A 20,638-nucleotide genomic window follows, 5' to 3' on the forward strand; every position below is an offset into this window, starting at 1 on the left:
CTATTAACAAGCTATTAAGTTTTAGCCTTTGATTTCAGGAGTTAGAATGTTTGTTTTTGATGAAAGCCGAGTTTAAGTATCGCTATGAACGTTGAATCGGTAGGGCTATTTTAACTTGAATAAAACCTCACCCCAACCCTCTCCTTACTAAGGAGAGGGAGCAGGAATATTGTTTTCCCCTTTTAAATATTCCTGTGTGCGGCGTTCCTGAATCAGTTCATCTACCAAGTTCCTCTCTGGGGATTTATCTTTTAATAAACCTCTGATTTTTTTCACTTGTTGTTTCAGGCTGACTAATTGTAGTTTACCACTATCTTGAAGTGTTAAAATTAAGCGATCGCCTGATTCTAAATTTAGTTTTTCTTGTATTTCTTTAGGTAAAGTTAAACGTCCTTCCGGTTCAATATCCAGTGTAAATTGTTGAGGAATTGATGAATTAGCAAATGTCATAGCCGAATCTTCCCTTATGTTACACGTATTTATATTTTAGCAAAACTCTCAAAAATTCTTTCTCTATACTCTAGTCTGCTATATATTTGCTGTATGCTTAAGAGGAATCTCAATCAAAAATTCTGTTCCCTTTCCAGGTTCAGAAACATACTCGATTTTTCCCCTATGCTTCCCTACGATAATTTGGTAACTAATAGATAAACCTAAACCAGTACCTTTCCCTACAGGCTTAGTAGTAAAGAACGGTTCAAACAACTTATTTTTAAATTTTTCTCTTATTCCTGTACCATTATCTTTAATACTAATAATTACCTTCTCTGCATTTTTTAGTTGAGTATGGATAATAATTGAACTGGTGTGTTGTTTCATGTCTTGATAAGCATTGATTTCCTGCTGGCGTAAAGCATCAATAGCATTAATAAAAATATTCATAAATACCTGATTTAATCCTCCTGCATAACATTCAACAAGAGGCAAATTCCCATAATTTTTAATAACTACAATTTCCTGCTGTTTGTTCTGACCTTTAAGATTATCTTGCAAAATTAACAGCGTACTATCAATCCCTTCATGAATGTTCACTGGTTTCATTTCTGCTTCATCAAGACGCGAAAAATTCCGTAAACTTAAAACAATTTCACGAATACGTTCAGCGCCAATAGTCATTGAGTCTAATATTTTTGGCAAATCATTAATAATGAAATTTAAATCTATCTCCTCAATTAAAATATTTATTTCTGGGTTATGATTTGCATATTGTTTCTGGTATCTGTTAATCAAAATTAATAATTTTTGAATGTATTCTCTAACGTGTGTCAAGTTACCATAAATAAAATTAACAGGATTATTAATTTCATGAGCAACACCAGCGACTAACTGACCGAGTGAAGACATTTTTTCCGTTTGGATCAGTTGGACTTGAGTTTGCTGCAAAAATTCCAATGTTTGTTGTAATTGAATATTTTTCTGTTTTAATTTTTTCGTTCTGGCCGCAACTTGCATTTCTAACATAGAATTAGTTTCTTCTAAGGCAGCTTGAGCGTTTTTTTTAGCCTTTAAGTATTCTTGCAATAAACTTAATACTAAAAGCCACGCTGGAATAAGTACTATTAAACTGATAGTCGAGACTAAAATAGCCCAAATCATTCTTTGGCGATACGCAGTAACTTTTTCTTGCAAACCAAGTGAGATATTACTATTCCTTTGAGCAACACCATCGGCATAAATTTGTTTCTGAGTTTCATATTTGCGGCTGGATAATAGTAGCTGTGCCGCCTCTTTTTGATTACTATTAACTAAATTAAAAGCTTCATATTCCATTGCTACTAACTGCTGATTAGCAACATCAATCTTTCGGGAATTTTCATCTTCATAACTTTCAGGAGCCAATTTCATAGCTTCTTGAATCACCAGATCAAGTTCTGGTTCAAATTGGCGATATCGTTTTTCCCACATAACATCACCTGTGGCTGCATTCATCCGGGCAGACATCGTTAATACTTCATCAAGATAAGTAATTCTATCACTGAGTTTTTGTAGTTTAAATTCCTGTTTATTGATACTATTGAAGCTGTAATATGCCTGCCAGTTGAGCCAAACTTGAGGAATAAACAATAGTAATGTCAGCAATACTGTCACACTTACTAGCTGAGAAGGAGTAAATTTAAGCTTATAAAATAAATGCATTTTCCTCCCTGGATATATCGTATATTTAAATATAAAGTAATTTCTAACCCGATAATAAACTGTTGATTTGTCAAAGCCTGGAAGCGACGGGGTTTATACAAGCTAAAAACCCCGCTACTAATCTAAGGGCAGCCATACCAGCAGGGCTTTACAGGACTTTGATTTCTGCAAGCCGTACACAGAAGTTAGCCATAGCGAAATGAAGCATCAGACCGAAGCAGTTACCTTTGCTTTAGCGAAACGCAAGGGTATGAGAAATTTAACACTTTGTGACATACTTTAGATGTATTTGTGCAATCTTACTGACAAGCTGACTACAAGTGTAACATTTTTGTTTCTGAGTATGAATTAAGTCAAAATCGCCCCACCCATTAACCGTTCATAGCGGTACTTCAATTCAGCTTTCATCAAAACCCAACGTTCTAAAGTTGCATCCATATCGATTACCTTCTCCGCAACTTGTCGGGCTAACAGCAAAATTTCCTCATCTTCCACCAAACTGGCTAAAGTAAAATCAGCTACACCAGATTGACGAGTTCCCAGCACTTCCCCAGGGCCTCGAAAGCGCATATCCATTTCCGAGATAAAAAAGCCATCCTGGGATTGTTCCAAAACCTTCAGCCGTTGTTGAGCATCAGCACTCTTAGAACTACTCATCAATAAACAATAAGACTGAGCCGCACCACGACCAACACGCCCACGCAATTGATGCAGTTGTGATAATCCAAATCTTTCAGCATTTTCAATGAGCATCACCGTTGCATTGGGGACATCCACACCCACTTCTACAACCGTAGTAGAAACCAAAATTTGCGTTTGATTATCACGGAATTTGGTAATGGCTTCGTCCTTATCTGCGGAACTCATGCGACCATGCAACAATCCCACTTGAAAGTCAGGGAAAATACTTTCTTGTAACTTCTGATGCTCTTCTACGGCCGATCGCAAGTCCAATTTTTCCGATTCTTCCACCAGAGGTAAAACTACATAAACTTGCCTTCCTTGGGCAATTTCTCGCCGCATTAAGTCGTAAGCTTCAGTGCGTTGTTTACCTGTTAACATAGTGGTCTGAATTTTTTGCCGTCCTGGGGGTAACTCATCAATTTGGCTAACATTCATATCCCCATGTATTGTTAATGCCAAGGTTCGAGGAATGGGGGTGGCGGTCATAGTTAATACATGGGGTTGGTCGCCTTTTTGCTGTAACAACGCCCTTTGTTTCACGCCAAAACGATGTTGTTCATCAATTACCACTAACCCCAATTGGTTAAAGTTAACAGTGTCTTGAATTAAAGCATGAGTTCCCACTAATAAAGGTAATTCACCTGTGACTAACTGAGAGTGAATTTCTCGCCGTTTGGCAACTTTGGTAGAACCTGTCAGTAATTCTACGGGTAAATGCAACAGGTTAAACCAACTGACTAACTTGCGGTAATGCTGTTCTGCTAACACTTCCGTGGGAGCCATTAACGCCGCTTGATATCCCGATTGAATGGCGGCGAGGATCGCAATTACCGCCACCACAGTTTTACCAGAACCGACATCGCCCTGTATCAGCCGATTCATCGGGGTGGATTTTTCTAAGTCGTTGAGAATATCGTTGAGGACTCGTTGCTGTGCGCCAGTCAGTTTAAAAGGCAGAATTTCGGAGAATTGTTCGACTAGTTGACCTTTGGGGGCGAGAATAGCACTGGTTTGAATTTGGCGGGCTTGGTGCTGACGTTGTAATAAACCGAGTTGCAGGTAAAAGAATTCATCAAACACGAGGCGACGACGAGCAGCTTGCAGAGTTACGCTGTCATCGGGAAAATGGATGTTAGCGATCGCATCCTTCAATTCCATCAAATTATACTTTGTTCTTAACCCTTTAGGCAAAGGATCTTTGAGGTGAACCGTAGCTGGTAAAGCCGCAGTTATCGCCTGTCTCACCATAGTTGCCATCACACCCTCAGTCAGAGCATAAATTGGCACTACCCGACCAATAGTCAACGAATCAATAGTATCTCCTGGATGTGCTAATACCTCAAGTTCCGGGTTATCCAGCGTCAAACCATATTTACTTTCTTTCACCAACCCACAAGCCGCCAAAATACTGCCCACTGGGTAACGGCGTTTTAAACCTTCTTGCCAACCACGACTAGCAAAACGCGCCCCCGCAGAAAAGCGCGTAATTTTGATTTCGCCTGTATGATCTTTGAGAACTAATTCTAAAATCGATAATTTCTTATTTCTAGGGCTAGTAAAACAGTTACAACGCTTCACATTAGCAATAATTGTCACCGTTTCACCCCCCTGCAATTCCCGGATATTTACCTGACGCGCATAGTCAATATGATCACGGGGATAGTAGTAAAGTAAATCACGCACAGTAAGCAAATTCAGCGCCGCTAATTTATCAGCCTGACGGGGGCCGATTTCTGGTAAATCGCTGAGTTTTTGGTCAATGTTTGGTGCTAACCTCCGACTTACTTCCGCCACAATGGGCGATTTTGGTTGAAGTTTTTGGCGTTGGTATATCTGTGATTTCTCTGTATCACTTTCTTTTGGTTCTTGCTGTAGTTGGTAGAGATACCTGCGAGTTTCAGCTACTAGATGCTGTCTTTCTGACTCTTCCAGATGTGGATAGTTCGCAAATTTTGCCGCTAGTTCTTGCCAACGACCACGTTCTAATGGGGACAAAGCTGTGGGGAATTTCCCAAAAGTCAAGCAGAGAAATTCACTGAAGCGGTATTGTCTACCCATCAAGTCTATAAAGCCTCTATCTGCTTCTATTGCCAAGGCTTTTTGCAATCTTACCCAATCTGGATTGTCATTAGTCATTGGTCATTAAACATCTGATGAAAAAAATTAAATATGCGTGATCACAGAACCCTTGTAGAGACGCGATGCATCGCGTCTCTATTCAAACCAACTCGCACGCCATGCAGATTCAGCTTCAGAAACTGAGAGTTCCCGTTGCTTTTTTTGATAATCTCGCCCTACCTTGTTTAGCTGAACTAAGATATGGCGAATTTGCCTGCGGTCAGATGAAACTTTGGTGTCGGCAAATTCAATTTCCGCCAATCTGAGATTAATTGCCATAATCTGTGTGAGTTTGGAGTCTTCTGGATCTTGTTCATTTTCAATTTCCACCACCAAGTTTAAGAGATTGGGTGGCCCCGGCATCACTTCAGCAGATGCTTCGGAAACAGCCGCCGCCGCTTCTAATATTGGTTCTGGTAATTTCTTGGGTAAAATACTAGCTTTTTGTAGTAAAAGATTCGCGTCGTGGGAAACCTTTTTTAGCGCCTGTTGGATTAAATCTTCCAGGGTTTGTTGCCATTTTGCTAATTCTATGGGGTTTGTGACATCAGGGTTGAAACTTTTCAGGGCTGAAGTTATCTGAGGTAAAGCAGATGATTCAGATAAAATATATGTTACTACCTCATCTATCTCAAATCCCGTATCGCTCTCATCGCTTTCATTACCCTCATCTTCCTCATCTTCCTCATCTTCCTCATCTTCCTCTTCCCGGAGATAAGCAAGTAATAACTCAGCCACCTCTTGACCCAAATTGCGAATACCTTGCTGCAATTGTTGGCGCTGATTCAGGGATAACTTGAGAAAGTTTTGGGGATATCCTTGAGTGCATAGATGGTAACTTGCTAGAATTAACTGTTTACGTACAGATTGCCCCAAAGTGGTTAAATAACTGGCATAAGCATTGTGGAGTTCTGCCGCGATCGCGCGGATTGCTTCTTGCAAAGCTACAATATCCCGTTCAATTAGCTCAATTGCTCTAGCCATATCTTCTCTAATTAATTACCCATACTTTATTATGGTACAAACGTACCTATTTTGATTTATCTGTGTTTATCTGTGGTTCCTAACTTCTTCCTAGCCACTACAATACTGATTCACAAATATCAATGCAATAACCTGCCTTTGATTTTGCTCAAAATCTCCCCTCTCCTTAGTAAGGAGAGGGGTTGGGGGTGAGGTTCCGCAATCCTAACTAATAAAACACAGGCCAGTTGATTATGACTGGCCTGTGATTATACAAGTGATGAGTTACAAAGGCAACTCCCAACTTCTAACTAAAGTTACTTACTACCCATTTGTGCAGCAACTTCTTCAGCAAAACTAATTTCTTGCTTCTCAATGCCTTCACCCAGGATATAGCGCACAAAGCGATTAACTTTGATTTCTTCGCCTACCTTGTTTTTAACTTGTTTTACCAAGTCTTCCACAGAAATGCTTTGATCACGGATGAAAGGCTGATCCAACAAAGTTAATTCTTTCAGGCGTTTTTCAATCCGTCCCTGAACAATTTTTTCTTTGATGTTTTGCGGTTTGTTACCTAAATCATCCCGCCCCAGTTCAATTTCTGTTTCTTTTTGGGCAAACTCGGCTGGAATTTGGTCTACGCTGACATACTCCACATTGGGACAAGCCGCAACCTGCATCGCTGCATTCTTAGCCAGAGTTTGAAACTCTTCATTCTGCGCTGCTGTCTCAGTTTGGGCGTTCAGTTCAACTAAAACACCCACGCGACCACCAGTGTGAATGTAGCTGTCTACAACACCTTGTTGTCCTTCTGGGAGGGCAAAATTGATAAAGCGACGTACCTGAATATTTTCACCTAGCTGGGCAATGGTTTGCTTGATGAATTGGTCTACAGTTACGCTGGTTTCTTCAATATAGGGTTGAGCCAATAAGGACTCAACACTATCAGCCGTAGTGGCTTGCTGGGCTAAGTTCTTAACTAGAGCCTTAAAAGCTTCGTTACGGGCAACAAAATCGGTTTGGCAGTTAACTTCTATTAGCACACCAACTCGACCACTGGGTTGAATGTAGGTGTCTACTAGGCCTTCTGCCGCAATGCGATCGCTTTTCTTACCGGCCGAAGCAATCCCCTTTTGTCGCAGCCACTCTATACCTTTTTCGATGTCGCCGTCATTTTCTTTCAGCGCTTTTTTGCAGTCCATCATGCCTGCACCAGTTTTTTGGCGTAGCTCTTGGACGAGTTTTGCAGATATTTCCGCCATGTTGCCTCAATTCCTAACTTGACCTTGAGTTGTAATCGCTCACGGATGTTGAGTATTTCTATCTTACTCAGGGCTGGTGAAGAAAAAGCGATGAAGTATGAACTGTGAACAATTGAGTTATGAAGCGTGAGCTGTTTAGTCTCCATACTCAATTGTTTAGCTACTTAAATATGCTTATGCTTTCGCTTCTTCTTCAGAAGTGGAGTCAGCAGCAGACGCTTCAGCGTATTCGCCGTCTTCGTAGTCGTCGTCATACTCTGAACCATCATAATCTTCGTAATCGTCTTCACCTTCGAGCGTACCACCACGACCTTCATAGATCGCATCCGCCAATTTGCCTACGATCAACTTAATTGATCTAATAGCATCATCGTTAGCTGGAATGGGGATATCTACTACATCTGGGTCACAGTTTGTATCTAACATAGACACAATTGGGAGTCCCAGTTTTTGGCATTCTTGAACTGCGTTATATTCCCGACGTTGGTCTACAATCACCACTACATCAGGTACTTTCCGCATATTCTTAATACCGCCCAGGTATTTTTGCAGCTTTGTCATCTCTCGACGCAACATCGAAGCTTCTTTTTTGGGCAGTAAATCTAGTGCGCCGCTTTCTTCCCGGCGTTCCAAATCTTTGAGACGGTCGGCTCTAGTTTTGATGGTAGCCCAGTTGGTGAGCATTCCACCCAACCAACGTTGGTTAATGTAGTGAGAGCCACAACGAGCCGCTTCTTGGGCAATAATTCCAGCTGCTTGGCGCTTAGTACCAACGAAGAGGAATTTTTTACCTTGCTCAGACTGCGATCGCATATAGTTGTAGGCATTATCCATCAACTGGGCAGTCTGTACCAAGTCGATGATATGTACGCCGTTGCGGGAAGTATAAATGTACGGAGACATCTTTGGGTTCCAACGTCGGGTTTGATGCCCGAAATGTACCCCAGACTCCATCATTTGAGCCAATGAAACTACTGGCATATTTTTTGAACTCCTATTCGGGTTAAACCTCCACCCAGTTGTATTTCCACAACAGAAACACCCGAATGACTGGATGTGCGAGATTAGACAACCCTTCTAGTATATCACAATAGATTTACTATTGACCATAAAAATTTGCGTTACATACATATCCTGAATATTCTTATGTGTTTGTACTGTTTTTTAAACTAAAAACTAACACTCTGATATATTTTTGTATTATTTTAATATCATCATAAAAAAATATATTTTCAAGTAATTTTTAAACTAAATGCAATCCCCATCATCCCCAGAAAATGAGCAAAATAGGCTCAATGCGCTCCTAAAATATAATATTCTTGATACGGAGTCTGAACAGGCTTTCGATGATTTAACTGCTTTAGCTGCCTATATATGTGGTACTCCCATTGCTTTAGTCACTCTTATAGATGATAGTAGGCAATGGTTTAAATCGAAAGTTGGCACAGAAGTCACACAAACACCGAGAGAACTGGCATTTTGTGCCTACACTATATGTCAGCCAGAACATTTGCTCATTGTGCCAAATACCTTAAAGGATGAGCGCTTTGCTAATCACCCGTTAGTAATATCCGATCCCAATATTCGATTTTATGCAGGCGCACCCTTAGTTACACCTGATGGCTTTGCTATTGGCTCTTTATGCGTACTTGACCGTATACCAAGGGAATTGAGTTTAGAACAGAAGCAGGCATTAGCAGCCTTGAGTCGTCAAGTAATTAGCCAATTAGAATTGAGAATTAATACAGCTAAATTAAAACAAAATATTAGCCACCTTCAACGAGCAGAAAAAGCTCTACTCAGTAAGAATCAAGGGTTAATTCAAATTGTTAATAAGTTGCGCCAAACTCAAGTACAGCTTATTCTCCGCGAGAAAATGTCTAGCTTGGCTCAAATGGTAGCTGGTATAGCTCACGAAATCAATAATCCCATTAATTTTATTCATGCTAATATCGATTATCTCAAAACTGGTTTACAAGATATTGTTAACTTATTATCTCTTTACCAAAAACACTATCCCCAGCCACATCAGGAAATTCAAGAGCAAGCTGATGCCATAGATATAGATTTTTTGATTCAAGATTTACCAAAACTTTTCGCTTCGATGCTAGGAGGTAGTCAGCGAATCGAAAACATCATTTTGTCTTTACGTAACTTTGCTCGCTTAGATGAATCTGAAAAAAAATTTGTTGATATTCACGAAGGTATAGAAAATGCACTGTTATTTTTACAACATAGATTAAATGCTACAGAAATATATCCGCAAATCAAAATTATTAAAGATTATAGTAATCTGCCACGGATAGAATGCTATCCAGCACAACTCAATCAAACATTTATGAATATTTTAAGTAATGCTATCGATGCTATAGAAGATTTATGGGTAGAAAACACCAAGAATATGAACTCTAACCCTGATCAAATTGATTGCCTTAATTCACAACCAGCAGCACCAAAAATTCGGATTCGTACCGGAATTTCTCCTGAGAATTATGCATTTGTGCGGATTGCTGATAATGGTGTAGGGATTACAGAAGCAGTTCAGAAAAGAATGTTTGATCTATTTTTTACCACTAAAGCTGTAGGTAAAGGTACAGGGTTAGGACTATCAATCATTTATCAAATTGTGGTGAAAAAGCATGGTGGTCATCTCAAATATAAAACACGATTAGGCAAGGGGAGTGAGTTTATTGTTGAAATTCCTCTGAAAAAATAATTACCTGGCTGAATGCATAAAATTTTAGTTAAAAATTAAAACTTTTATTTTTTTAGAATACAAGAGAAAGTCAAGACTCAAGCCCAATTGAATTTTTTTCTATTTAAAATGACCACTTATCAAAAAACATCTGAATTAATTCTTGTGCCTTTGATGCTGTTGTTCCTAAAAACTTCCCTATCTCATAACTAATATCCTTCACCCAATTATGAAATGAATACTGAGATTTTGAAATTATATTTTTTTCATAATTATCCATTTCATTCAGCTTCTGAAGTAACCTATTTCTTAGCAATTGAGTTGTAGATAAAGCATCTTCTACTTCTGATGGATAAAATTGATAACCACAAGAACAATAAAATTTACTATTTGACATATTCCATTTTTCACTACATGATTCACATTTAACAAGTTTTTGATAAGGTTCAACTAATAGTTCTCCTCTTGACAGACAATTTCTGTGATAACTTTTGCCCCAAGCCTTTTGACAATTAGGGCATTTTGGAAACGGAAAACATATCCATTCACTCATAAATTTATATTGTTTGGCTATTTTTGTTTTTTTTAGTTTCTACAAAATAATTTTAATAGGACTTAAGCACAAATTATGGAATAACGTATCGCTAAAGCGTAAGCTCCGCTAACGCGGAGCTTGCGGGAGGCATACCACTCCAGACGCAGAGGACACAGAGGAATAAGGGTTTGAGAGAGTTTGTGCGTAAGTCCTTTTTAAATTTTATGGAAGCTTAAAAGTGCTGTAAATTAGAGATTTATCTTAAACCTGCTTTATACCCTTCTTGCCAACCACCACCAATAGCTCTCACAATATCTCTACCAAATCCAATTACTTCTCCTACAATGTAGCCGAAAAGTCTAGAAATGGAACGAAATAAATCAGAAACAAAAGCTCTTAAACTTGCTTCTGATTTGGCTGCTGTTCTGAGATCAGCATCACTCATAGAGTTGATCTGAGCCATTAATCTAGTTTTAATCTGGTCTATTTCATCACTAGGAATATAAGTTTCATTGGGAACAGTCTTCATTGTGTATCTCCTGATTGTATGGGAAGATTAATTATAAGTTTCGTTCTTTTAAAAGTGCTAAAAAAGCTTCTTTATCACGGGCAATTTTAGCAAATTCTTCTGGCGACATACTGGCAACAATATCGGACATTTTTGATGGTCTGGGTTGTTGATTAATTACTCTTTGCCGTCTTTTTTCCGGAGGTAAGAGTTGAGGATCAACCAATTCCAAGAAATCAGCTAAAGCTTTACGAGATGCAACTACCCATTGTCTTTTTTTCGGTACAGCATCCATCATTGCATCAAATAATTGAGGTAAATTGTACCGTCTGTTAGCTGAATAACCTATAATCGTTCCTTTCCAATTTGGCACTACCTCTCGAATTCTTTTTTTAACATCATGAATTCTACCATTAATGTTGTTTTCTTGTTCTTCACTCGGTAAATTTGCTAAAGGATGCCAATGTGTTTCTCCGGGATATACTAAATCAACTTTATTTAAAGCAATCACCATTCGTTCTAGTAATTTAGGGTTAATAGATTTAAGTTCTACCTCTAAATACTGTTGTACTGAAGCGATCGCTCTATTTTGTGCATCTAAAATCCATAAAGCAACATCAACATCTTTTAAGACTTTCTCGTAAAGAGCAATATGTTCTTTCTGTTTTAAACGATTTTCTCCCAATCCCGGCATATCATAAACGATTAATGCCCCGTTCACCCCCTCAAGTTCATTAAAAGAGACTTCAATTCCTCTTGCTGTTTGAGTACAAGCCTCTGTATGGCTAACTTCCACACCTGCGTTAAATAGTGCATTCACTGTAGAGGATTTTCCTACTCCTGTCTCACCGATAAAAGCAAAACGAGGAGGGGGTTCATTATCTACCTTATCCCCTATCATCTGGTATATTTTCTCAAAATCATCATCAGACATCTTCTGATCACCCAAAAGGTCTTTTGCTAAATCTTGAAGTATGCCTCTTAAATCCATATACTCTAGCTTAGTAAAGCTTTTTGATTACACTTCTGATGATAAACTACCTAACTTATGTAAATATCAATACACTTCCTCAAAAAACCTTGATTTTCTACTCACTCTTGTAAAAAAATATTAATCTAAACCCTCCTAAACACTTGATAATCTAACCCACGACAAGGTTATAATAGCTACAGTCCTTACTCTACATAGTTATTATGACTGTTACAGAAGTGTTACAAGTAGTGGATACACTAGTCTTTAAACACACCGGAAACCACCTTACGGACTTACAAAAAAGTGCTGTTAAAGGTATTTGGCAAAGTCAAACTTATAGTGAAATTGCTGATGAGTTTGGTTATGAAAGTGAAAATTATGTGGGAAATGTTAGTCGTTATTTATATAAAATATTGTCTAAAGAATTAGGTGAAGATATTACTAAATCTAACTTTTGTTGGTCTATAGAAAGAATAGCAAATTCATTTAATCCGCAACTGATTGGAATAGGGATAAAAAACCATATTAATTGGTGTTCCAGTAATACAGATATTCAAGAACCAGAAATTGATGGGGAAGATAAATTTAAACAAAAAACATATTATATAAATCTCAAACAGTCCCCACAAATCATTCATTTTTACGGACGCATCAAAGAACTATCAACCCTCTCTCAATGGGTAGAAAACCCCAAGACACGCTTAATTTCAGTCTTAGGAATTTTAGGTATTGGTAAAAGTACTCTAGTGAGACACCTTATTGATACTCAGGAAATACTATTAGACCATTTTGATGCAATTATCTGGAAAAATATTAAATTAAATAGCTCTTTAAATTCCCTTCTTATAGAAATCCTCATCGAATTAAACGTGAATGAAGAAGATATAAATACTAATAATTTGCTAAGTTTACTCATTAAAATATTTAATCAAAAACGCTGCTTAATTATTCTTGATAACATAGAAGAAATCTTTGCGTCTCAACAATATTCAGGACAATATAAACCTGAGCATCAAGATTATAAAGCCTTTTTGCAAATGATTACAGGAATCGAACACCAAAGTTGTGTGATTTTGATTAGTCAAGAAAAATGCCAAGAGATGGTATCTTTAGATAAAGAACTTTATCCTAGTCATTGTTTAGAATTATCAGGATTAGGTGATGCAGCTACAGAAATATTAAAAAGTCAAGAATTGAAAAATGAAGAAAATTGGTTAGAGTTGATTAATTTATATGAAAGTCATCCAAGATATTTACAGGATATCGGACTGTTAATTAAAGAAATATTTAACTGTGAAGTTTCTGAGTTTCTCAAAGAAAATACTGTGATAGTAAGTGAAGATTTTAAATCTCTGCTCAACTCAATTTTTACGAACTTATCTGATGTCGAAAAAACTATTTTATTCAAAATGGTTGCACAAGAACAACCCATGTCTAGAGATGATATCAAACAATCATTATCACTCTCATCAATGGATATAATTAATGGGTTACAGTCATTAAAAAGACGATTTTTATTAAAGACATTAACAAATGATGAAAAATTATTTGATTTGTCTGCTGTTTTCAGAGAGTATCTAAGAACTTATCATCTGCACTTCTAATTAGAAAATGGAAGTACAACCGCGAGAAATTCAACGTTATATTACACTTGATGGTAGAATTCCTTTTGATGAGTGGTTTAATGATTTGCGTGATCCTAAAGCACAAGATAAAATTTTAGTTAGATTAGAACGCGTGAGACTAGGTAATTTAGGTAACTGTAGCTCGGTTGGAAAAGGAGTATATGAATTCAAAATTGATTATGGACCCGGTTATCGTGTCTATTTTGGTTAACTTGGGACAACTATAGTGCTTCTGTTGTATGGTGGAGATAAAAGTACTCAACAACAAGATATTCGTCAAGCTATAGAATATTGGATATCCTACAGGAGTTAAACAATGCTCAAAAGCTTACCTTACCAAGATTGTTTAATTTCACATCTCAAAGACAAAAATCGTGCAGCAGGTTATATTGAAGCTGTTTTTGAAGAACAAAAACCTGAACCCGAACTACTCAAACTAGCACTCAGCAATGTAGCAGAAGCATTGAGTGAAAAACATCTAACTCCAGAGCAAGGGAAACTACATCGAGACAAGCTAGATGAAATATTATTGCTATCAGGAATTGAACTAATTGCTAATTTAGCAGATTGGCTAAATGTATTAGGTTTAAAACTTACTATAACTGTTGCTACGGCAGATGATAATCAGATTACTCATACTGTTAGCAACAGTGAAGTTAAAGTTTAAGCAACTTTGTGGCAATTTTGACTTCGCTTCCTGGGAAATTGCACCACACACATCTATAACGTAAATTTCGTATGATTTTTTGGAGTTATTTATGTTGCATTTCCCTATAAGCACCATAAACTCCCTTGACGTTGTACCAATTGAGGAAGATTCGGGCAACTTCTAAAGCCAACTGGGGTTTACCTAAATTGATTAACCATTGCAAGAAAGGAGCCATTGTGCGCTCATTCAATGTACCATTAAGTGAGAGAATACCCCACAGTAAACGATGAAACCAAGTCATTTGGATCATCATTTTTACTTCCCCAGTGGGATGCTTTTGATAAAATAAAACTCCCATGCGTCCGCGTTGAATTTCTTGATCAATCAAACGAGGAATTTGTTCTAAGTTAAATGGCGGATGCCAATGATAACCAACTGCTGCTGGACATTTGATCAATTTTAGTCCCAGTTTTTTCAGTCTGACACCTAATTCTAAATCTTCCCAACCATAGAGTTGGAAGCTGGTATCAAACAGTCCAGCTTTCTCTAGCCAATGTTTGGCGATCGCTACATTACCTGTAGCAAAAAAAGCTGCGGAAAAATCGGTGATTTTATAGGGTTCGGCTGTGGGGTGATCGAAATTGCAGGTATTAATTACGGCTCCGTAGGTGAAGAAGCGATCGCTTCCCAGTGTTTCCCCTCCCTGCACAAGTGCATCTGCATGAGCTTGCAGAAAATTCGGCAATACTACCAAATCACTATCAATGAAGATAATTGTGTCTCCCAGTGCCTTGCTAACCCCCAAATTCCGAGCCGCAGCCGGGCCAGCGTGGTCTTGTTGAAACCATCGCACATGAGGAAATTCTTCTTTGTGTGCAGCTAACCATTCTAAGGTGCGATCGCTAGAACCATCATCAACCAGGACGATTTCATAATCAGTCACTGAACTAGACGCACTCAAATCCTGCACCTCCAAAGCCCGGAGGCATTTTTCTAAAATCGGCTGGCGATTATAAGTCGGTATCACAACGCTGAAAAACACAGTCTTACCCAAAACAGTATTACCCATCTCCAGGATAGGACAGTAGGGGACTAAACACTGTTCCTTTCTCTATCATGCGTAAAAAATACGTAATTTTGACATCAAATTTATTTATAAAGTCAAATTAAACAACACATAACCTGATGTTAATACTTATTCCTTAAATTGAAACCGACTGAATAAATGTTGTACGCGTCAGCAGTACTAGCGCAATTTTACTTGTGATCAATTGAACACGAATGAGAATTGCCAAAATATTCAAGATATATGTCAGTGTTTTCTGTCAATATGTAGAGTTTTTTTTTACTAGATTGCACTTGTCATTAAGAAATTAATTGAATAACAACTTTCTGAACTTAAATAAATTGGAGAACACACAATGAAAGGTCGTCTTCATCCCAAGAACGATATAACTATTAACCCATCCGGTAACGAGTCAATTCTTGATGTAATTGGGCGCGTCAGCCTGAAGCGTAGGCGTTTTGTGATGACAGCTGTAGGCACATCAGCCCTAACTGTTTTAGGTGATATGTCCCTCGGTGGTTTTCTCCAAACTGTTTCAGCAGCACCAGTTCCAGCCGGACTCGGATTTGGTGGTATTGGCTTTGAGAGTGTTGAGCCAAATCTGCTCAACCCAGCAACAGGACTATTAGAGAAGGATCTGGTTACTGTTCCCAAAGGTTATACAGCCAGAATCTTATCTGCTTGGGGAGACCCCATCATGCCTGGTGCGCCAGACTGGTTACCAAATGCTTCTCAGGATGCAGCTGCACAAGAAAAGCAAGTGGGGATGAACCATGATGGTATGCACTTCTTCCCTCTCCCAGGACGAAGCTATCTCAGCCGGACAGCAGGATTATCAGTACCTGTAGAAGGTCGTGCATACAATAATCGGGGGCTACTCTGTCTCAACCACGAGTATACCCAAGAAGACTTCCTGCATCCCGACGGTAATGCCGTTATGACAATTGAGAAAGCCCGGAAATCTCAAGCTGCTCACGGTGTGTCTATCCAAGAGATATCCAAAGACAGATTTGGTAATAGCTGGAGTGTTGAGCGCAATTCCCGTTATGGTCGCCGTATCACTGCTAATACAGAAATGCGAGTTTCTGGGCCTGCTGCGGGTGATGCGCTGATGAAATCTAAGAAATTTTCAATTCAACCTTCTGGCTCGGTTGAAATTGGCACTAACGACGGCTATACCGCTTATGGTACAGTCAACAACTGCGCCAACGGCATAACACCTTGGGGTACTTACCTCACCTGTGAAGAGAACTTTCAAAACTACTTTGCCAACCCTAATAACGATGTAGTTGCGACTCCAGGTCTGGAGGACAAAACAGCTGATATCCGCAATGGACAAAAGCGGTATGGTATCTCCAGTGATGGAGACAGTTATCGCTGGCCTGAAGTTGATCCACGCTGGGATGCTTATAAGAATCCCCTGGAAACCCATTTGTTCGGTTGGGTAGTGGAGATTGATCCTTATGATCCCAACAGCAAACCAGTCAAGCGCACCTCAATGGGTCGATTCAGACACGAAAGCGCTCAATATGTTGTTGATGACAACAACGTTTTAGCTTTCTACATGGGTGACGACAACAGAAACGAATATATCTATAAGTTCGTTTGCTCTCGTCAATATAATTCTAAAATTCGTGGTGCTAACCGCGATTTACTTGACCACGGTACTCTGTATGTTGCCAAATTTAATGCTGATGGTACTGGCAATTGGTTGCCTCTAGTCTACGGTCAGGGTGGACTAACTCCAGAGAATGGATTTAATAGCCAAGCTGAAGTGCTGATTAAAACCAGACAGGCGGCGGACAGAGTTGGCGCAACTATGATGGATCGCCCAGAGTGGGTTGGTGTACGTCCCCGGATTGGTGGATTCAATGAAGTTGAAGTCTACTGTACTTTGACCAACAACAATCGTCGCGGCACAGAACCAGTTTCGGTAAATAACCCAGACGGTACAACTGAAGGAGGTACTGCGCGTCCTCCAGTTGATGAGGCTAACCCACGTCCTGACAACGATTATGGTCACGTTATCCGTTGGCGTGAAACAGGACGCAGCGTTACAGCTACTACTTTCGTTTGGGATATCTTTGTTTTAGCTGGCGACAAACAAGACCCCAACCCAATCCGTCGAGGAAATATCAATGGTGACGACTTTGGCGCACCAGATGGTCTGTGGTTCGATTACTACGGTCGTCTCTGGATTCAAACTGATCACGCAGGTGATGGTCAAGATGAGTATGAAAATATTGGTAGTAACTCAATGGTTTGTGCCAACCCTAATGATCCTAGAGAAGTTAAGCTGTTCTTGACCAGTCCCACAAACTCTGAAGTGACTGGTGTAACTACTACACCCGATCACAGAACCATGTTTATCGGCATTCAGCACCCAGGTGATGAGGGAACTGTTGCCAACCCTACCAGCAACAGTAATTGGCCACATAGTCAAGGTTATGGCCCACAAGGTCGCCCTCGTTCTGCAACGGTGGTAATCACCCGTGATGACGGTGGTATTATTGGTGCATAGGTGCGGATTAGTTTAGCGATCGCATAAAGCCTTGACGGACATAGTTGCGTTGACTGCGGAGCGTGTGCTTTGCACTCAGCGCGATCGATTACATCAATTTTCACGTATTTGAACCAAATCTGTCGTAAGGGCGCAAGGCCTTGCGCCCCTACCATGTGGTCTATTTACCTGAAAATACGTGTAACTGTACGTTGTGCTGCGAGACAAAACACCCTAAATTACAAATTTTTAGCATAGTGCCGACTTACTTAACTGTTGTAGATAGCGATGGATAATTTCTACATCAGAGACAATAAGTTGCACTATTTTTTGCAAATTTTTATTCCATAAAATAGAATGTAATCCTTTTAGATAAACAATATTTTTTTTAATTCAAATAACAATATAATTACTGAATTTCTTATTTTAAGGCTAGGTTAAAATTGGTTTAAATATTTATTTAAAAACCGTGATTAAAAATCAAATTTTAATTACTTGACTAAGTAATTTTTTTTAAGTAATATGACTTTGTTAAATAATTTACGCACCATAAGTTTTAACCAAAACTTAATCTAAACTGTGCTGGAATATAATGTTTTTTCACTTGAGATACTGAAGAGTAAGCACGCCTTAAATTCAACAGATTATGTTGAGAAAATTACTTGCGCTAACAGTAACTGAAATAGTGGAATTTACTACAGCACATATTTAAGATGCGTAGATTGCCCACACATTAAACTTTCAATAATAGGAATAGAAGTCGATGAAATTCAATAAAAGAGTAGCGATCGCCTTAGTTGCAATTTCCGCTAGTGTATTTGGTTTCAGTTCTGTAGCCTCTGCTGGTGAAGGTGGTGTGGCTGGATCTGTTGCAGCTACACTTGACACTGATGGTTCAGTAACTGAAATTGCTGCTGCGGGTGCTGTTGGTAAAAATGACGCAGCTGCTACATCTACAGCCCAATTTGGTGTTGTCTCAGCTTCCGCTTTGGGTAGCGCTGGCGTAATCGAATTAATCAGCGATAACGGATTTTTTGTCTACGAAGACGGTGAAAGCGAAAATTTCAGCAATGTCACTCTCAAAGGTAGTGTAGACACTGCTTTAGGAGATAGCCAAGAGAACTCTATTGCTACCTTTACTGAAACCTCCATTGGATCTGTAAAAACTGGATTTTAGTTTTTCAAATTCTTGATCACTTACTTGATTGAGAGTAATTATTAATCTCCTACCCACTCAATGCAAGTGGTGTTTAGCTAATTTATGTCCAAACTCTGCACTTCCCTAACAAGCCGAAATAATGAATAGGGTATCAAGAATAAAGAATCAATATCAGGAGTCATACTGATACTGTCCTCAAATTCTGTCAACCCTAAATATTTGGTCTTTATCTGTTAGAGACACGATTGCCACGTGTCTCTAGCTTATTTTATCAGAAAATAAATCATGACTAAACTAGAACTATTTATGGCAAGATTTTTGTAAATTAAAAATAATAGTCAAATTTTATCAAAAACTACACAAAATAATTAGATATTGCCAGGTGTTAATCACCGTATTTTACAAATGTTTACAATGATTTCGGATCATAAAAACTTCAAGCTGGCATTTGTATTATTATTGAGTTCAGCAACAATATTTTTTTCTAAAACGGCTGGCGCTGAGACATCTGCAAACACATTAGAACTGGACAAACGCTATAGTAATCAAAAATTAGAATTATCCGCAAACCCTGAAAAAAAGCAGATTATTTATATCTCAGAAAACACGTCTGCATTAATTGCCAATGTAGAATCCTTAAGAATTATTTCAGCTTCAGAAAAGGAGTCATCAGCCTTTGGATCTAATTTCATTCCACAAACACAAGTACAACATTTAGCAACAGCTAATGCCAATTTTCCGCCTTGTCTTCTTTACAATTATGGACAAGCAGAATTTCCTAAATTCACAGATTTAGCCCAAACTAATTCTCAAGTTCAGTCTTGTACTCCTAATAGAATTAGTCAAGCTAAACCTAATAAAACACTAGATCTACTAGACCCTCCAGCAGATCCACAACCTAGAGTTGATGAGTTGGATCTTGAGCAAAAATTACCAACAAAAAAAACACCCCCAAAACCAGAGTATATAATTCCCCCTAGACTTGCTAATGAGCAAAAAATCCATCCCCGTACAACTACAATGCCACTAAATGGCATATTAATTAATCATTTAACTAACAGACAATTAAGTGCAGGTTCCAGCTTTAGTAATGACCAAAATACTACTTTTGATATTAACGCAATTATCAAACTGAATGGATTTGTTAAAGAAAATTTGACAACAAATAATATTTTTACTGTAGACCAAATAGCAGAATATTTGCAACTGCAAACGGTCAAAAAAACTAGAGAAGTTGTTGTTGATTTACAAGAACCCCGAACTATGCTGGGTACACAACTGCAATTAAGCATGACAGCTTCATGTAATTTGCTGGGTGGTAATCCAGAGCAAATATGCACATATACTCCTGGGTTAAAATCTGCTGACATAGATTCTGATAGTCTGACACCTACTCGGTTTATTCAAACTGCAAACTTAGGTGATGTAGTAGAAGCAGAAACACTAGCAGCCATTCGCCAACCAGGTTTTCAATCTGGGGCTAACGGACAAGAAATTGGGATAGATTTATATTTACCAAATATAGGGACATCAGTTGGTAATAGTACCGGAAACCAACTATCTATTAACAGAAGAGAAGAAATAGAAAATACACCCGTAGCCATTTATTCTAGAGTGAGGCAGATTGTCAAAGTTAACGACCGTGAAGCTGTAATGGGTCGGACAGTAAGGGGGTTTAGCTTCATTTTAAATGATAATAATACTTTACTGAGGGAGCAACGCGATTTTGTGAGTTTGGACAAAAAACAAGCGATCGCTAATAATC

Annotated in this window: 15 protein-coding genes and 2 pseudogenes; 7 read left to right on the plus strand and 10 right to left on the minus strand. The window is 38.6% G+C overall.

What is annotated here, in order from left to right:
* Window positions 1-147: 147 nt before the first annotated feature.
* The 6 genes from ACM0OW_RS23935 to rpsB form a co-directional block, all read right to left on the minus strand.
* On the minus strand, window positions 148-450 hold the full coding sequence (locus ACM0OW_RS23935) for an AbrB/MazE/SpoVT family DNA-binding domain-containing protein (RefSeq protein WP_414552971.1): 303 nt from the start codon (window positions 448-450) through the stop codon (window positions 148-150).
* Window positions 451-528: 78 nt separating this feature from the next.
* On the minus strand, window positions 529-2,136 hold the full coding sequence (locus ACM0OW_RS23940) for a sensor histidine kinase (RefSeq protein ID WP_414552973.1): 1,608 nt from the start codon (window positions 2,134-2,136) through the stop codon (window positions 529-531).
* 348 nt (window positions 2,137-2,484) lie between these two features.
* Window positions 2,485-4,956 (minus strand): ATP-dependent DNA helicase RecG, encoded by a 2,472-nt coding sequence (gene recG, locus ACM0OW_RS23945; protein WP_414552975.1) that lies wholly within the window; start codon window positions 4,954-4,956, stop codon window positions 2,485-2,487.
* 78 nt (window positions 4,957-5,034) lie between these two features.
* Window positions 5,035-5,922: a hypothetical protein gene (locus ACM0OW_RS23950; protein WP_414552977.1), complete on the minus strand. Its 888-nt coding sequence runs from the start codon at window positions 5,920-5,922 to the stop codon at window positions 5,035-5,037.
* A 296-nt stretch (window positions 5,923-6,218) separates the two neighbouring features.
* On the minus strand, window positions 6,219-7,163 hold the full coding sequence (tsf, locus tag ACM0OW_RS23955) for a translation elongation factor Ts (RefSeq protein ID WP_414552979.1): 945 nt from the start codon (window positions 7,161-7,163) through the stop codon (window positions 6,219-6,221).
* A 174-nt stretch (window positions 7,164-7,337) separates the two neighbouring features.
* Window positions 7,338-8,144: a 30S ribosomal protein S2 gene (rpsB, locus tag ACM0OW_RS23960; protein WP_414552980.1), complete on the minus strand. Its 807-nt coding sequence runs from the start codon at window positions 8,142-8,144 to the stop codon at window positions 7,338-7,340.
* A gap of 271 nt (window positions 8,145-8,415) precedes the next feature.
* Here rpsB and ACM0OW_RS23965 point away from each other — a divergent pair, with 271 nt between their 5' ends.
* Window positions 8,416-9,879: an ATP-binding protein gene (locus ACM0OW_RS23965; RefSeq protein WP_414552982.1), complete on the plus strand. Its 1,464-nt coding sequence runs from the start codon at window positions 8,416-8,418 to the stop codon at window positions 9,877-9,879.
* A 103-nt stretch (window positions 9,880-9,982) separates the two neighbouring features.
* On the opposite strand, the gene ACM0OW_RS23970 is transcribed toward ACM0OW_RS23965, so the two are convergent.
* The 3 genes from ACM0OW_RS23970 to ACM0OW_RS23980 form a co-directional block, all read right to left on the minus strand.
* Entirely contained in the window at window positions 9,983-10,411 is a 429-nt protein-coding gene (locus ACM0OW_RS23970; RefSeq protein ID WP_414552984.1) for a hypothetical protein, read from the minus strand.
* A gap of 238 nt (window positions 10,412-10,649) precedes the next feature.
* Entirely contained in the window at window positions 10,650-10,922 is a 273-nt protein-coding gene (locus tag ACM0OW_RS23975) for a hypothetical protein (RefSeq protein ID WP_414552985.1), read from the minus strand.
* Window positions 10,923-10,953: 31 nt separating this feature from the next.
* Window positions 10,954-11,892, minus strand: coding sequence for a GTPase family protein (locus tag ACM0OW_RS23980; RefSeq protein WP_414552987.1), 939 nt, complete (start codon window positions 11,890-11,892; stop codon window positions 10,954-10,956).
* A 203-nt stretch (window positions 11,893-12,095) separates the two neighbouring features.
* Here ACM0OW_RS23980 and ACM0OW_RS23985 point away from each other — a divergent pair, with 203 nt between their 5' ends.
* The 3 genes and pseudogenes from ACM0OW_RS23985 to ACM0OW_RS23995 all read left to right on the plus strand — a co-directional run bounded on the left by ACM0OW_RS23985 (window position 12,096) and on the right by ACM0OW_RS23995 (window position 14,166).
* Window positions 12,096-13,478 (plus strand): NB-ARC domain-containing protein, encoded by a 1,383-nt coding sequence (locus tag ACM0OW_RS23985; protein WP_414552989.1) that lies wholly within the window; start codon window positions 12,096-12,098, stop codon window positions 13,476-13,478.
* Window positions 13,479-13,485: 7 nt separating this feature from the next.
* Window positions 13,486-13,812 (plus strand): annotated as a pseudogene (locus tag ACM0OW_RS23990) (type II toxin-antitoxin system RelE/ParE family toxin).
* 3 nt (window positions 13,813-13,815) lie between these two features.
* Window positions 13,816-14,166 carry a DNA-binding protein gene (locus ACM0OW_RS23995; RefSeq protein WP_414552991.1) on the plus strand — a complete coding sequence of 117 codons (351 nt, stop codon included), beginning with the start codon at window positions 13,816-13,818 and terminating at the stop codon, window positions 14,164-14,166.
* An 85-nt stretch (window positions 14,167-14,251) separates the two neighbouring features.
* Here the strand turns inward: ACM0OW_RS23995 and ACM0OW_RS24000 are convergent, their stop codons facing one another.
* A complete protein-coding gene (locus ACM0OW_RS24000; RefSeq protein WP_414552993.1) occupies window positions 14,252-15,217 on the minus strand; it encodes a glycosyltransferase family 2 protein in 966 nt (321 codons plus the stop codon).
* Window positions 15,218-15,569: 352 nt separating this feature from the next.
* On the opposite strand from ACM0OW_RS24000, the gene ACM0OW_RS24005 reads away from it, so the two are divergent.
* The 3 genes and pseudogenes from ACM0OW_RS24005 to ACM0OW_RS24015 all read left to right on the plus strand — a co-directional run.
* Window positions 15,570-17,735, plus strand: coding sequence for a PhoX family protein (locus ACM0OW_RS24005; protein WP_414552994.1), 2,166 nt, complete (start codon window positions 15,570-15,572; stop codon window positions 17,733-17,735).
* A 742-nt stretch (window positions 17,736-18,477) separates the two neighbouring features.
* Window positions 18,478-18,891, plus strand: coding sequence for a hypothetical protein (locus tag ACM0OW_RS24010; protein ID WP_414552996.1), 414 nt, complete (start codon window positions 18,478-18,480; stop codon window positions 18,889-18,891).
* Between the two features lie 387 nt (window positions 18,892-19,278).
* A pseudogene (locus ACM0OW_RS24015) lies at window positions 19,279-20,638 on the plus strand (hypothetical protein); the annotation flags it as partial.

The sequence above is a fragment of the Anabaena sp. CCY 0017 genome, from assembly GCF_963920885.1.
GTDB lineage: Bacteria > Cyanobacteriota > Cyanobacteriia > Cyanobacteriales > Nostocaceae > Nodularia.

Bases quoted from the DNA above. Each gene is read 5' to 3' on its own strand.
- ACM0OW_RS23935 (WP_414552971.1), bottom strand. From the start codon at position 450: ATGACATTTGCTAATTCATCAATTCCTCAACAATTTACACTGGATATT.
- ACM0OW_RS23940 (WP_414552973.1), bottom strand. From the start codon at position 2,136: ATGCATTTATTTTATAAGCTTAAATTTACTCCTTCTCAGCTAGTAAGT.
- recG (WP_414552975.1), bottom strand. From the start codon at position 4,956: ATGACTAATGACAATCCAGATTGGGTAAGATTGCAAAAAGCCTTGGCA.
- ACM0OW_RS23950 (WP_414552977.1), bottom strand. From the start codon at position 5,922: ATGGCTAGAGCAATTGAGCTAATTGAACGGGATATTGTAGCTTTGCAA.
- tsf (WP_414552979.1), bottom strand. From the start codon at position 7,163: ATGGCGGAAATATCTGCAAAACTCGTCCAAGAGCTACGCCAAAAAACT.
- rpsB (WP_414552980.1), bottom strand. From the start codon at position 8,144: ATGCCAGTAGTTTCATTGGCTCAAATGATGGAGTCTGGGGTACATTTC.
- ACM0OW_RS23965 (WP_414552982.1), top strand. From the start codon at position 8,416: ATGCAATCCCCATCATCCCCAGAAAATGAGCAAAATAGGCTCAATGCG.
- ACM0OW_RS23970 (WP_414552984.1), bottom strand. From the start codon at position 10,411: ATGAGTGAATGGATATGTTTTCCGTTTCCAAAATGCCCTAATTGTCAA.
- ACM0OW_RS23975 (WP_414552985.1), bottom strand. From the start codon at position 10,922: ATGAAGACTGTTCCCAATGAAACTTATATTCCTAGTGATGAAATAGAC.
- ACM0OW_RS23980 (WP_414552987.1), bottom strand. From the start codon at position 11,892: ATGGATTTAAGAGGCATACTTCAAGATTTAGCAAAAGACCTTTTGGGT.
- ACM0OW_RS23985 (WP_414552989.1), top strand. From the start codon at position 12,096: ATGACTGTTACAGAAGTGTTACAAGTAGTGGATACACTAGTCTTTAAA.
- ACM0OW_RS23995 (WP_414552991.1), top strand. From the start codon at position 13,816: ATGCTCAAAAGCTTACCTTACCAAGATTGTTTAATTTCACATCTCAAA.
- ACM0OW_RS24000 (WP_414552993.1), bottom strand. From the start codon at position 15,217: ATGGGTAATACTGTTTTGGGTAAGACTGTGTTTTTCAGCGTTGTGATA.
- ACM0OW_RS24005 (WP_414552994.1), top strand. From the start codon at position 15,570: ATGAAAGGTCGTCTTCATCCCAAGAACGATATAACTATTAACCCATCC.
- ACM0OW_RS24010 (WP_414552996.1), top strand. From the start codon at position 18,478: ATGAAATTCAATAAAAGAGTAGCGATCGCCTTAGTTGCAATTTCCGCT.